11 protein-coding genes are annotated in these 13,881 nt (G+C 49.5%); all 11 read right to left on the bottom strand.

Features of this window, described 5'->3' with window-relative positions:
- Window positions 1-15: 15 nt before the first annotated feature.
- Entirely contained in the window at window positions 16-489 is a 474-nt protein-coding gene (locus QBE55_05820) for a CtsR family transcriptional regulator (protein WZL79648.1), read from the bottom strand.
- Between the two features lie 154 nt (window positions 490-643).
- Window positions 644-2,626: a S9 family peptidase gene (locus tag QBE55_05815; protein WZL79647.1), complete on the bottom strand. Its 1,983-nt coding sequence runs from the start codon at window positions 2,624-2,626 to the stop codon at window positions 644-646.
- A 618-nt stretch (window positions 2,627-3,244) separates the two neighbouring features.
- The gene (locus QBE55_05810) at window positions 3,245-3,808 is read right to left on the bottom strand and encodes a hypothetical protein (protein ID WZL79646.1); all 564 of its coding nucleotides are present in this window, start codon (window positions 3,806-3,808) and stop codon (window positions 3,245-3,247) included.
- Between the two features lie 40 nt (window positions 3,809-3,848).
- Window positions 3,849-4,943 (bottom strand): SGNH/GDSL hydrolase family protein, encoded by a 1,095-nt coding sequence (locus QBE55_05805; GenBank protein WZL79645.1) that lies wholly within the window; start codon window positions 4,941-4,943, stop codon window positions 3,849-3,851.
- 51 nt (window positions 4,944-4,994) lie between these two features.
- Window positions 4,995-6,584 (bottom strand): MBOAT family O-acyltransferase, encoded by a 1,590-nt coding sequence (locus QBE55_05800; protein WZL79644.1) that lies wholly within the window; start codon window positions 6,582-6,584, stop codon window positions 4,995-4,997.
- Window positions 6,585-6,605: 21 nt separating this feature from the next.
- Window positions 6,606-6,836, bottom strand: a complete 231-nt coding sequence (locus QBE55_05795; protein ID WZL79643.1) for an acyl carrier protein — start codon at window positions 6,834-6,836, stop codon at window positions 6,606-6,608.
- A 128-nt stretch (window positions 6,837-6,964) separates the two neighbouring features.
- A complete protein-coding gene (locus QBE55_05790) occupies window positions 6,965-8,482 on the bottom strand; it encodes an amino acid adenylation domain-containing protein (protein WZL79642.1) in 1,518 nt (505 codons plus the stop codon).
- 47 nt (window positions 8,483-8,529) lie between these two features.
- The gene (locus QBE55_05785) at window positions 8,530-9,273 is read right to left on the bottom strand and encodes an amino acid racemase (GenBank protein WZL79641.1); all 744 of its coding nucleotides are present in this window, start codon (window positions 9,271-9,273) and stop codon (window positions 8,530-8,532) included.
- Window positions 9,274-9,319: 46 nt separating this feature from the next.
- The gene (locus tag QBE55_05780; GenBank protein ID WZL79640.1) at window positions 9,320-10,954 is read right to left on the bottom strand and encodes a Rib/alpha-like domain-containing protein; all 1,635 of its coding nucleotides are present in this window, start codon (window positions 10,952-10,954) and stop codon (window positions 9,320-9,322) included.
- Window positions 10,955-11,184: 230 nt separating this feature from the next.
- Entirely contained in the window at window positions 11,185-11,832 is a 648-nt protein-coding gene (locus tag QBE55_05775; protein ID WZL79639.1) for a RecX family transcriptional regulator, read from the bottom strand.
- An 84-nt stretch (window positions 11,833-11,916) separates the two neighbouring features.
- A complete protein-coding gene (gene ftsH, locus QBE55_05770) occupies window positions 11,917-13,782 on the bottom strand; it encodes an ATP-dependent zinc metalloprotease FtsH (protein WZL79638.1) in 1,866 nt (621 codons plus the stop codon).
- Window positions 13,783-13,881: the final 99 nt, after the last annotated feature.

Genomic DNA, 13,881 nt, shown 5'->3' with positions numbered 1-13,881 from the left:
AATCCAATAGCCCATTCACACATTTTTCTCATCGAATGCCATAACAGCTGTGATCATGGATTTCAGGATACTGGCCCGGATGCTGTCCTTAATCGTGGACGGTATGGCAATTGCCTTGTTTGTGACAGCTGATTTCATCAGAAAAGCAGCCTTTTCGGAGATATACTCCTGATTGACCATCCTCTGAATGATCTGCATCGCACTCTGCTCGGAAAGACTGGAACCGATTCCTTTTTTCAGCAGGTGCAGCAAATAGCCGTCCTTGTCTATATCCAGCCGCACAATGCGGATATATCCGCCGCCGCCCCTTCGACTCTCGATATAGTATCCCTGATTTGCGGAAAATCTGGTAGCCAGGACATAATTGATCTGAGATGGCGCGCACTCAAAATAGCTGGCCAACTCATTGCGCTGCAGCTCCAGCGATCCTTCGCTGTCACTGAGAAGCGCTTTGATGAAGTCCTCTATCACATCGCTGAGCCTTGCCATCGTATCACTTCCCTGTCCCTTCCTTTTCCATTCATCCTTATCCTCTCCCTATGTTTGACTATCTTTGACCTTTACTATATTATACCCCAAATCAGGAAAAATGCAAACTTTTTTATCCCCACTTTTTCTATTCACAAAATGCCATTTGAAGTCGTCAGTCCTTCAGATATTTTTCAAACCAGTTTGTCATTTCTTCCAGCCGCCTCACCCTGTGACGCGGTTTGCCGCTTCTGCTGAGTTCGTGATTTTCCCCCCGGAACATGCAGAGCCTCGCATCAACACCGTGATATTTCAGCGCGGTAAACATCTGCAGGCCCTCTGCAAGCCAGCAGCGGTAGTCTTCATTCGAATGAATGAACAAGGTTGGGGTAACCGCCTGATTGGCATACTTCACAGGAGAGTGAAACCACATTTTCTCCACATTGTCCCATGGAGTTGACTGAATTTGATCCGCATTGAAATAATATCCGATATCGGTTGTTCCGAATTTTGATATCCAGTTGGAAATGCTTCTTTGGGATACCGCGCATCGGAACCGGTCGGTGTGGCCGATAATCCAATTGGTCATGAACCCTCCGTAAGAGCCGCCTGTAACCCCAATACGGCATCTATCAATCTGAGGATATTTTTCGAGTACCAGATCGGTGAACTTCATCAGGTCCTGATAGTCGATGGTACCGTATTTGCCCCTTATATCGGCAAATTCATCCCCTCTTCCGTCGCTGCCTCTCGGATTGCAGAAGAACACAAAATAGCCTTCGTTTGCCCAAAACTGCATTTCATGATAAAAGATTTCACCATATACCGTCTTCGGCCCGCCGTGTATATCAAGAATCCCGGGGTAGCGCTTGCTTTCATCGTAATTGGCAGGCTTCAGGACAAAGCCTTCCAGAGGTACGCCGTCATTTTCAAGCTCCAGCCTTTCCGGCCGGATGACGATTTTGTTTTGCACTGTTTTTTCATTGAAATCCGTTTTTTGAATTTCGATTCCATTTTGACAGGCATATATTTCCTGAAGCTTCGTTCCGCGCAGTCCTATGAACATTATGTTTCCGTTGCATATGTCAAAACAGTCCACAGAGCCGTTGTCTTCCGTCAGCTTCTCTATCTTCCCATCCAGGGAAAGCTTTTTAATGAATGAGCTTCTGTCCTCCGTGGAGATAAAGTACAGACAATCCTTCCATACTCTGTGACCTGCTCCGCCTCCAAAACAGCAGTCGGTACCTACGGAATTTCCCATTCCAAAATCGTGACGGCACAAAAGTTCCGCATTCCCGGACTTTACCTTATAAAAGTCCGCATTTTGATTGAGGCCGTAGGAATCCATGGGCGATGCGGCAAAAACAATTTCGTTGCCTACGAATTCCGCAAATTCGATGGAAAGGTCGTCTTCCTCCAGTAAGCGGGCTGCTTTTCCGGAATGGGAATCATAGAGATACAGCATGTCGGTAAGCTCCATTTTGTCCCGGTAATCCTGGGACACACAGAGAGCCTTCCCATCCCTGACACCTGTTATGGAGACATTTTCGTACGGACCCGAAATCGGAACAATTTCCTCTGTCTCCCTGTCAAACAAATACAGCCGGTTTCTTTTTTTGTTTGTAAAGCCTTTGCCGTTGGACCAGAAAGGGATCTCATCCAATACCTCATAATCCTTGTTTTCCTCTAACCTTTCAAGGGCTTTTTGCCTTTCCGTGCCATGACAGGAGGAAAGATCGATTCCACAGTGGTCGTATTCGGCAGTCATAAGAAACTTCCCGTCCGTCAGCTTTTTGAGCCCGCTGACCTTCCTGGGAATTCTCATATACTCGGATGCTTCGCCTCCATGTATGTTAATGGCATAGTAGACCGTCCAGTTTTCCCCTTCTTCTGTTTTTTTCTTTATTTTTTCATCCCTTAAGGACGGAAACAGCAAAGTATCCCTGTCAAGCCACAGAAACGACTGCTCTTTGCCCATGCCGGTAAGTTTTTTGCATTCCGAAGTGGAACAGTTCATGATCCAGATGTTGGACAGATATGTATTGTCCTCATAATCCATGCTGTGAACCACAAATGCCGCATACTTCCCATCCGAAGAAAATTCGATCCCTGATAAAAATCTGTAATCCAGAAAATCCCTGAGCTTTACATTTTCCATTCCATACCCTCCATATATCATTTTCTTTTTCTATTATACACAAACTATATATATAGAAATAGGCCACCAGGTTTCTGTTCCTGTCGGTGTTATCCAAAACAAGGTTTCTACCTGTCTTGGTAATTTGTCGTTCACCCGCATAGCGGTAAATAAATGTTAGATTTTTGGTACAATTGAATTTTCAAGGTTCATAGTCTATATCTATACGCAAAGTCGAGATAGTAATTTTATAATGCTAATAAGATCCTAGTTGAATATATCCGCTACTTTTATCAGAAAAGCTATTGTAATAACTTAAAATGGTATAAACATCATATTTTGGATAAGTTGCTGCAATATATTGAGTGCCCTACCGACTTAACACTCCGCCAAAACTGTACCAATCTCGAATTGAATCTACAGACAGGATGCCGGTACGATTTTTTATTTGGTATTGTTTTGGGAAGCCGACATAATCTTTTCGCCTCTCAGGCAATAAGAAAGAACAAAAGATCCCCAGTCCTTATTATTGATAGCATTTACATATTTGCCAACCACCTCTGGCGAGCAAGCTGCCTCACTTCGGTAGAAGGGAAGCTCCTATGATCCCGGAAAAGAAGCTTAAAAAAAGAGCCGGAATCAATTTTCCAGCCCTTCCACGACAGCTCCATAGGTTATCTGCGCCACAGCGTTCTCTTCTATGATAAAGGTCAGCTTTGTGTCTCCCTTGCGATATTCATAAGACGTGCCCTTATTGGTAAAATCTTTACCATAGGCATCCTTTACCTCATCCAGGGTGGAGCCCACGCAGATTCCCTGATCCGTTTCCACGGTGTCATCCAGAAACGTAACAGTGGAAATGAAATCCTTGTCCCCTTTTGGGTAGGTGCCAATCTCAAAATTGCTGTAGGTATAGACTTTGTCCAAGCCCTGAAAGGCACAACTTGCCGCTTCAAAATAATTCGCCGGCTTTCCCAGCTTTTTCACAATCGGAGCGGCATCCACATTCATCGGTATTTTTATGCCGTTATATTCATAGGAATAACCTTCCGGGGAGGATTTCTGCGGCTCATCGTCTTTATGGACCTCGCTGCTTGCATTGGTATCAGCAGGCAGCCCCCCATTTCCCTTTTTCGATTCCCCGGTCTGTGCACAGCCTGCAAACAGTAAAAGCACCATTCCGATAATCATCCATTTTTTCATCCTGTCATCTCCCTTCTGCCTGATTCCTGCCCTTGCAGTCTCATTCCGCACTGCCCTTTTCCTCAAAGGTGCTGTAGCTTTTCAAGTAACCATATTTTCGCAGCTCCTGTTCCTGATCCTCCCGCATGGCATCGTAAAAATCAATCTTTTCCTGCCAGAGATCACACAGGCGTTTATTGTTCCTGTGATCCTTCAAACCATATTCCTCATGCAGGACTTCACCCAGCCGATCCGTGAATTTTTCCGCTCCGGATAAATTCAAATGAAGACCGCCGTCGAAGGTATCCTTTTCATAATCAATTCCCATGTCCTCCGCCTCCGGCAGGAAGTTGATATAGGTCAGGCCGTTTTTCCCTGCATAATCCACCACCTGCTGATCCCATTCCCCGTACCAGTAGGGATAGATGCTGGGGGATTTGATCAAAAGCAGCTCAATGCCGTTTTCCCTGCAGAGCTTCGTCATCCGGTCCAGATAATCGTACGCGTTTTTTCCGAAACGATAGTCTCCCAGCTTTTTTGCTTTGGGAATCTGACCTGCCGGCTTCACATCCACCCGCATGAGATAGCCGTTATGCGACAATTTATCCCTGTGAAACACATAATTAATATCCTCGGACGTCAACTCGCTCCATCTGGAATGATACCTCAGGAGCGGAAAAAGATAGGTCATCAGCGATTCCCCTTCCGTCATGGATGCGTTCACTGCCCGGATCTTTGTCGGGGACAGCCGCATTCCGTCCAGGGTCAGGCGGTTATAGGCTTCCTTCTGCGGCTCATTGTATTTCATGGCAAGCACATTGAACACGACCACCCTGGGCTTTTCATATTTCAGGGTTTCCTCCAGGAGGTAATAACTCTGCCAGGGCAGCTGCTGCGCGCTTCCCCGGATATAGCTGGTGATCCCGTAATCCTCCCACAGCTTCACGGGGGACACATTGGAAAACACCTCACAGTCCCCGACAAAGATTGCATCATGATTCTTTGTGTCGCGGTAGTATTCCTCCACCAGATTCCCTTCCGGTATGGAGGTCATGTATTTCGGCATCAGGAGTGCCTGCAGAAATGTCAGAATCAGCACCGATGCCGCAATGGCTCCTGTATAAAACAGTATCCTCTTTTTCATGACTTTTTTCATGGATTGACTCAAACCTTCCCAAATGCCATTTTATCCGGACCCCATTTTGACCTAGAACTGACTATAGATAAACTGGCTTGCATCATAACCGGCCCCGTAAGCACCAAAGATCAATATTGCCGTAAACATGGCAAAGCAGGCTGCATAGCGAAATGCCACGGGCCTTGCCGCCAGCTTCTCCCGGACACTCCCGGTGCGGCCCGTCAGGCTCACCGCCAGAAGCAGCAGGACCGCGACAGCCAGAACCCCATAATCCGCCACGGACAGGCCCAGCTGCATCAGACCGCCGCGAAACAGCTCCCCGATGTTCCATTCCATGAAAATCGTTCCCACCATCCGAAACGTTGTACCAACATCCCGATAGCAGTCCAGGGTCCGCAGAAAACTCATCAGCCAGAAGGTGCGCGCCACTTCAAACAGCCGGTACCAGAACGTATCCTTTACTGAAAAACGTTTATGGAATTTCTCATACAGCGGCTTGCATTCCTCCGAGATCAGAATCACCAGACAATTCAGCAAGCCCCATACGATAAAATTCCAGGCGGCACCATGCCAGATCCCTGTGACGAACCATACGATAACGGAAGAGACATAAATCGGCAGTCGCCGGCTCAGCCAGCCCTGTCCGCGCTTTTTGCACCTGCGGGATGAATCCAGCACAGGCCTGCTGACCGATATGGGATAAAACAGATATTCCCGGAACCAGGCTCCCAAGGAGATATGCCATCTGCGCCAGTATTCGGCGATGGACCTGGAAAAATACGGCCGGATGAAGTTTTCCTGGATCCGGATGCCCAGCACCTGCCCCACACCGATGGCCACGTCAATGCCGCCGGTAAAATCAGCATACAGGGTAATGGCATAAAAAAACATCCCTGCCAGTACATAGGCCCCCTCATACTGGCCCGGGTTTTTTACGATGGCATTCACCGCCACCAGCAGTTTGTCCGCAACAACCAGCTTTTTGAAGTATCCCCACAGGATCCGTTCCAGGCCGAAGCTGACATTTCGCAGATCCAGGGGATGCTCCGAGAACATCGTCTCCTTCAGATCGTCAAAACGGCTGATGGGGCCCTGGATAAGCTGCGGGAAAAAAGAGATAAACAGGGCAAGCTTCCCAATATTCCTCTCACAGGGATATTTCCCCCGGTACACATCAATCAGATAGCCCATGGTCTGAAACGTATAAAAGGAAATCCCCAGCGGAAGCAGAAAACCCGGAAGGGGCAGCTCCGCAACATGAAACACGCGCAACAGCCCGTTGAGATTTCCAATGGTAAAGTCTGCATATTTCAACACCGCAAGTATGCCAAAATTGAATACCATGCAGGGAATCATCCATTGCCTCTGCTTTTTTTTCATTTGTGCCTTATAGGCCTTGCGTTCCTTTCGGTCCAATTTTCCTTTGTTTTCCTTCAGATAGCCTGCCTGGACTGACTGAATGCGGTCAATCCGCAGACTGGCACAATAAGTGGACAGCGTAGTCGCCAGGATATAAATGAGATACTTCGGGCCTGCAAAGGCATAGAACAGATAGCTGGCCACAAGCAGCAGCTTCCACTGAAAATGCTTCGGTATCAGATAATACACGAAGAACAGCACCAGAAGAAACGCAATAAACCGGTACGATGTAAAAAGCATAATCACCCTTGCCCTTTTCTGTTATTCTTCCTCCATCAAACGCTCCACCAATGCGTTTAAGGCCTTCGCCGAATTGAAATTCTCCGGAATGATCTCCTCCACCGGAATGGACACATCAAATTCATCGTTGATATCCGCCACGATGGACACAATATCAAAAGAATCCAGGATATGATCGTCCACCAGGGTATCACATGCCTCAAAGTCCACATCCGGATGCAAATCCTTCAAAATCTCCATAATGGTATCCATAGTTCTTCCTCAACCTTTCCCCCTGAAAGTAATATATAAAATAAAAGTAAATGGAACAATGTAAAAATTTAATTTACTTAAATACAGTATACAGAACACATTCTTTTCTGTAAAGGAAGATTTCCTCCTTATTTCCGGGAAGTCGCATATTTTTCCTTCAGCAGGACCCGGTCGATTTTCCCGTTGGGTGTCAGAGGCATGCTTTCCAGGGGCCGGATCCGGCTCGGGATCATATACCGCGGAAGCTTTCCCTTCAAATACTGCGCTACCTGTGCCGTTGTCGCCTCTCCCACGTAGCAGAGAACAATTTTCTTTCTTTCCTGATCAAAAACAACACAGGCACTCCGGATCTCTTCCATATTGGCGGCAGCCAGCTCAATCTCCCCCAGCTCGATGCGATGCCCCATATGCTTGATCTGACTGTCCTTCCTGGAGACAAACACCAGCTCTCCCCGCCCGTTGTATTTCCCGATGTCCCCGGTGCGGTAGATCCGCTCCGGGTATACCCGGTTCAGGGGATTCTGCACAAACGACTGTTCCGTTTTCTCAAAGCTCCCGTAATACCCCAGCGCCAGGGCGGTGCCCCGGATGCAGATTTCCCCTTCCCTGCCGCATTCCGGTATTTGATTGTGCTCATCCAGCAGCAGAATCTCCGTGTTCGGAAACGGCTGCCCGATGGGAATGGTCTCCTCCGGAGAAAAATCACGGTCCACTTCATAGTAGCAGGACATTCCCGTGGCTTCGGTGGGGCCATACAGATTCAGGAAGCGCGCCTTTGGCAGATGTTCCTTCCAGATCTGAAACTGCCGGATGGGAAACACCTCACTTCCAAAGGCAACGGTATGCAGAAACCGGGGAACTTCCTTTTCCAGCGCTCCGAAAGCCGAAATCATGGTCAGGGCAGACACCACCCAGCATATGGTATTGATCCGGTGGTCGTTTAAGAACTTCACCAGTTTCAGCGGAAAGAGAAAAAGGTTCTTTGGGATCAGATACGCCGTAGCACCGAACTTCAGGGTAGGGTACAGCTCCTTCAGGCAGGCATCCACATAAAGCGGGGTCTGATTGCCGAACACCGTATCTTCGCTTACCCGGAGAATCCCGGACAGATTGTCAATATAATCGATCACTGCCCGGTGGCACGCCACCACGCCCTTGGGCACCCCGGTGGAACCGGAGGTAAATACGATATAGACAGGATCCATATCAATCTGCCGGTCCCGGATTCCTTTCAGCGCCTGCTGATCCGCCGGTTCCCGGATCAGTTTCTCAAACGAATAGATTTTCCCGTGAAACGGAAAGCTCTCTATGCTCTTTTCTGTTTTTTCATCGCAGAGAACCGCCCGGGGTTTCAGATTCTGAAAGATCAGCTCAATCCTCTGCCTTGGCATCTCCTCATCAATGGGAACATAATAGCAACCCGCATACACCACCCCGTAAAACGCAACAATGGCTTTCGGATGCCGTTCCATGAACACCACAATGGGTTCCCCGGCATAGCCTTCCCGGTGAAGAAAGGATCCAACGGAACGGGACTGGTCATAGACCTGTCGAAACGTGATCCCATATGTTTCATTTGCATAAGCCGTTTTATCCGGAACACGACGGACAGTCTGCTCCAGATATTCCATCACATTTTTTTGCATTGCTTCTGCCTTTCCTTGTCTGACATATTGTCTTCCGGCTGTGTCATCTATCGGACATAAGGATCCGATGACACCCGGACAAGCCCCGCCTCATATTCCTTTTTCAGTCTTGCTCCACACAGCTGAATGGAGCGCATGGCCAATACCTCCATGGTATCCAGACAGCCCGCACCGATTTCGCAATTCCGCTTCAGCAGGGACAGCTCCGAACAGCCAAGAATCATCACCTCTGCCCCCTGCCGGCGAAGCTGCCCCGATACCGACCGGAACTTATCCCATTCGACCGGCTGACCGGCCTTTACATCTTTATAGATGAGATCCATTACCATGCCCTGATGCTCCGGATCCGGCAGGAGGACCTGGATCCCGCAATCCTCCATCTCCTTCTGGAACAAATTGCTTTGGATAGTTCCGTCCGTTGCCAGAAGACCTGCCCGGAGGATCCCGTGATTCCTGCAATACCAGGCAGTCTCCCGGACCGCATGAACAATCGGGACCCTGATCTCCTTTTCCAGTTCCTCATAAAAATAATGGGCCGTTATGCAGGGAATGGCGATATAATCCACGTTCAGGCCCGCCAGCTGCTTTCCCGCCTCGACCATGGGGCCTGCCGGGTTTTCCCTGCTTTTTCCCAGGATATAATCCGTCCGGTCCGGTATGGAAGGACGGCTGAAAAGAATCATATCCAAATGCTCCTGATCTGTCTCTGCCTGCGTCATCCGGATGACAAGCTCATAAAAATAGGCCGATGCAGCGGGCCCAAGGCCTCCGATTACTCCCAGCCGCTTCATATCCGTTCCCCCCCCATAATCCTGCTCTTTTCCAGGAGATCCCCCGTCACTTTGCCGGCGTCCGGGGATACCTGGTTTTATCATAGGTATAATAATGATTGCCACGGAGTCTGGTAAACTTCTCCACTTCCTGGTCTGTCATCATAAACGTCTCTTTATGGTCTTTATTCGGGCAGGAATCAAAATGATACCATCCGTCGCCGCAGCTGATCAGACTCCAGTAATGCCGTGTTTTGCCACCGACCCGGGTAATGTCCATATTCTCAATCCCCACTCTGGTCAGCATGGCTTTGGAGACGGAAAAATAAGTGAAGCAGTCGCCCTGCTTTCTGGTCATACCCCGATAGGCCTCCGCCAGCCAGTCTGATTTATCTGAATCACCGGTATAGCTGATGTTTCCCCTGGACCACTCATAAATGGCATGGGCTTTTTCCTTCTTCGGCATCGTTTCCTTTGTGATCTTTGCCAGAATCGAATCACACAGCTCATTGACCTGCTCCTGAGAAACAGCCGCCTGTTTTACCGTTACGGTGATCTTCCGGCTGGCCCGATTGCCCGCCGCATCCTGTGCGGAATAGATCACCGGATAGGTGCCTTCCTGCTTCAGGTTGACCTTGCTGTTGTCCACTTCAAAGGTCAGATCCGTATCCCGGTTATCCGTCACTTCAATGTTCTTTTTATAGGATATGGTTTCACCCATTGCGACCTGCCGGTCATACGCCCCTGAAATCACCGGCGGCTCGGTATCCTTCCTCACCCGAATCGATACGGGAACCTCACTTTCATTTCCCGAAGTGTCCGTGAGTACGACAACAGCTTTCTTCTTTCCCTCTTCTGTAAAATCATAATCCTCTTTGAAACGGGCGGTCACCCCGGTGACATCCCGGATATTTTTCACAAATGTCTTTGCCTCCGGCTGATCCCCAAGCCACACCGTTCCCGCAGCGGCATCCGCTGTCGGAGGAGTCGTATCCACGATTTCAATGTTTCCGGTGAGAACTTTTCCATCAATATTCAGCTGCACCGAATAGAGTCCCGGCTTGCCCGTGTTCACGGCAGAGAGATCCGAGACCAGGAAAGCTTCATAATCCGTGTCTCCCGGAAGAAAATTATCTATGGTTACATCCAGCGACGTCCCGGCCTCCCGGGTTACCTTGCCCTGAACATCCAGCACAGTAAGCGTTGCTCTTCTTTCCGCCCGGTTCTTTCCCCTGTCCTCCACAACCAGTGTCACATCCTGCTCTCCCGGGCGGGAAGTATCCGGCGTGCCTTTGAACTGAACCGAAGTCGCAGTGGCATCGTGAATCTTTTCAATAAACGACTTCGGATCCAATGTTTCGCCAAGAAGCGCCCATTGATCTCTTACCGTTACTTTCGGCGCCACAGTGTCCATTACCTTCAGTTGGGAGGTATGTATCTTTTCCCCGATTTGGATCCGTATGGAATAATTACCCGGAGCGCTGGTGTCCAGAGCCTGGATATCCGTCAAAAACCTGCACTTCCGGTTTCCGTTTCGTAAAAACTGACTCTCCTCCAGCTTTTCGCCCGCCTCTACCCGGACGGACGGAATGACTCCCGGCCGGAATCCAATGAAAACACACAGAATCACGAGGATGCCTGCCCCGCAAAGGAGCAGAATATTCCGCCTTAAACAGTGCTTACGCCATCTTAGTCGATTCATACGCTTCATAATCTCCCCCGCCCTGTATACGCAGATGCCCATCCCCTGATGTCTACCCTGTAAACAAATATTATAATAATCTATCATACTGTTCTTGTCAATCAGGGATGATTACAAAACATGCCAAAAAAAGACATGCTGTAGCTGCCATGGATTCCCTCTCATTCATAACCGATATTTCGGTCAGGTCTGCGGTATTCAAGGCCAAGAGGTTTTCAAAAATAGTTCAATTAACTTCTGTCCTGTCTTTCTTCCTCCTCCTGCAGGCAGCGCAGCACATGCCGCACGGTGTCCCAGTCAAAGCCCCTGCGCTGCAGGGTCCGTCCGACCTTGATGCGGAATTCCTCCGCAGGAAGGTCGCGGTACCTTTTGGCACAGGTTTTCCCCAACCGGAGCGCCTGTTCCCGCTCTTCCTCCTCCGGATACCCTTCCACGGCGGTCTGCGCAATTTCTTCCGATATCCCCTTACTTTTCAGTTCCTGGGTCATGCGCCGTCTGCCCATGGGTTTTCCGGATTTTTTATCCCGGATATAACGGGCGGCATAATCCGCATCGTCCAGAAAATGATATCCTTCCAGCTTGTCCGCTGCTGCCTCAATGACTTCTTTCCCGAATCCCTTTCGGACCAGATAGTCACACATCTGCTTTCGGCTTCTGGCCCGGTATTGAAGATAATGCAGGGACTGATCGTAAGCCATTTTGGTATCCGCCTCCAGAATCCACTGCTGCAACGAACCGTCTTCCACCTCCATGTCGGATCTCAGCTTATATTTTACAATGACTTCCTCATGAACCGGAATGATTCTCCCGTCATCCAGCGTCAGCAGATAGCTGCCCTTTTTCCGCGGACGCGGCTCCATATGCAGTATTCTACTCAAATTTATCTTCCCCCTCAGCATAAAAACAAAGGATGGCAATCCTGCATGCCATCCTCTGCTGCTTCTTTATTGTTCTTTCTTAATTTAGCCGGCTGCGAAAGCCGCTTCAAACTCATCGGACTCCAGCTTTTCCTTCTCCAAAAGAGCTGCGGCCACCCGGTGCAGCCGGTCAATGTTGTCCTTCAATAGCTTTTCCGCCTTGTTGTAAGCATCCCCAATGATCTTCTTGACTTCTTCATCAATGCGGCATGCCACCTCTTCACTGTACATGCGGGTATGCCCCAGATCCCTTCCGATAAAGATCTCATCCTGATCGGAACCGTACGTAATGGGTCCCAGACTGTCGCTCATGCCATATTCCGTAACCATCTTTCTGGCAATCTGGCTGGCTCTCTGAAGATCGTTGGAAGCGCCTGTACTGATATCCTTCAATACCAGATGTTCCGCCACCCGGCCGCCCAGCAGCTTGGTGATCTCCGTCTCCAGTTCGTCACGGGAAACAAAGTTCCTGTCTTCCTTCGGCAGGGTCAGCGTATAGCCGCCTGCCTGTCCTCTGGGCACAATGGACACCTGATGCACCGGATCCGCATTGGGAAGCAGTCTTGCCACAACGGCATGCCCTGCTTCATGGTAGGCAACCAGTCGTTTGTCCTTTTCGGTAAAGATCCGGCTTTTCTTCTCCGGTCCGGCAATGACACGGGTGATGGCCTCTTCGATCTCATTCATTCCGATTTCCTTTTTGCTTCTCCGTGCAGCAAGAATGGCCGCCTCGTTCATCATGTTCTCAATATCCGCTCCGGTAAATCCCGGTGTACGCTGTGCCAGCACCTTCAGATCCACTTCGGGACCCAGTGGCTTGCCTTTAGAATGAACCTTTATGATCTCTTCCCTGCCCTTGACATCCGGCACTCCGACCACAACCCTGCGATCGAAACGTCCTGGCCGAAGCAGAGCCGGATCCAGAATATCCGGACGGTTGGTAGCTGCCAGAATAATGATCCCCTCGTTGACAGCAAATCCGTCCATCTCCACCAGCAGCTGATTCAGCGTCTGCTCCCTTTCATCGTGGCCGCCGCCCAGTCCTGCGCCTCTGTGACGTCCCACGGCATCAATTTCATCAATGAATATGATGCAGGGTGCGCTTCTCTTTGCCTGCTCAAACAGGTCCCGGACCCTGGAAGCCCCGACACCGACAAACATCTCCACAAAATCGGAGCCGCTGATGCTGAAGAACGGAACTCCGGCTTCCCCGGACACCGCCTTGGCCAGCAGTGTCTTTCCGGTCCCGGGAGGGCCGACCAGCAGAACACCCTTGGGAATCCTGGCTCCCAGCTCGATAAACTTCCTGGGATTCTTCAAAAATTCAACAATCTCCCGCAGCTCGTCCTTTTCCTCATCTGCACCGGCAACATTTTCAAATGTGATATGGTGCTTTTCATCCTGATGGACCCTAGCACGGCTCTTGCCGAACGTCATCACCTTGTTGCCGCCGCCCTGGGCCTGCTGCATGAAAACAAACCAGAAAATAACAAACACACCAATCATGATGACAAAAGGCAAAAGACTCAGCCACCATGGCGCCTCGGGAACCGCCTGCGGATCCCATTTGAAGCTGAATTGATCGGAGGTGATATCCTCCGGATTCGTCTTCAGCTTTTCCGCCTCAATCAGGCGTACATCCCTGTCAAAAATACTGCTGTTCGGAATATAGGATTCAAAATCATATTTATCCGGAAAGCTCTCCACAGGAATGGATGATCCCTTGCGCAGGCCCACCACCATACGTTCGTTGGTCATCAGGTGGGAGATCTTCCCGTCCTTGATCCCCTGCAGCAGCTCCGGATATGACAATCGTTCCTGCGACCCTCCGATGTCGGACATTGCAACAACGAGTATAATCACAATCAATAGAATCAGATAAAAGCCCGGGCCTCTTAAAAATTTCCTCAACCCCAGCCCTCCCTTCCAATAAATCAAATTTTACTGCATTTTATAATTTTAGCATATCCGCCCGGCAAAAGCAACGAAAAGCGTTTTAAAATGTCAGAA

This window comes from Eubacteriales bacterium mix99, from assembly GCA_038396605.1.
In the GTDB taxonomy this organism is placed as follows: Bacteria; Bacillota; Clostridia; order Caldicoprobacterales; family DTU083; genus UBA4874.
Note: the sequence above shows the minus strand (reverse complement) of the source record. Positions and strands in the feature narration are given on the sequence as shown.

Bases quoted from the DNA above. Each gene is read 5' to 3' on its own strand.
- QBE55_05820 (WZL79648.1), bottom strand. From the start codon at position 489: ATGGCAAGGCTCAGCGATGTGATAGAGGACTTCATCAAAGCGCTTCTC.
- QBE55_05815 (WZL79647.1), bottom strand. From the start codon at position 2,626: ATGGAAAATGTAAAGCTCAGGGATTTTCTGGATTACAGATTTTTATCA.
- QBE55_05810 (WZL79646.1), bottom strand. From the start codon at position 3,808: ATGAAAAAATGGATGATTATCGGAATGGTGCTTTTACTGTTTGCAGGC.
- QBE55_05805 (WZL79645.1), bottom strand. From the start codon at position 4,943: ATGAAAAAAGTCATGAAAAAGAGGATACTGTTTTATACAGGAGCCATT.
- QBE55_05800 (WZL79644.1), bottom strand. From the start codon at position 6,584: ATGCTTTTTACATCGTACCGGTTTATTGCGTTTCTTCTGGTGCTGTTC.
- QBE55_05795 (WZL79643.1), bottom strand. From the start codon at position 6,836: ATGGATACCATTATGGAGATTTTGAAGGATTTGCATCCGGATGTGGAC.
- QBE55_05790 (WZL79642.1), bottom strand. From the start codon at position 8,482: ATGCAAAAAAATGTGATGGAATATCTGGAGCAGACTGTCCGTCGTGTT.
- QBE55_05785 (WZL79641.1), bottom strand. From the start codon at position 9,273: ATGAAGCGGCTGGGAGTAATCGGAGGCCTTGGGCCCGCTGCATCGGCC.
- QBE55_05780 (WZL79640.1), bottom strand. From the start codon at position 10,954: ATGAATCGACTAAGATGGCGTAAGCACTGTTTAAGGCGGAATATTCTG.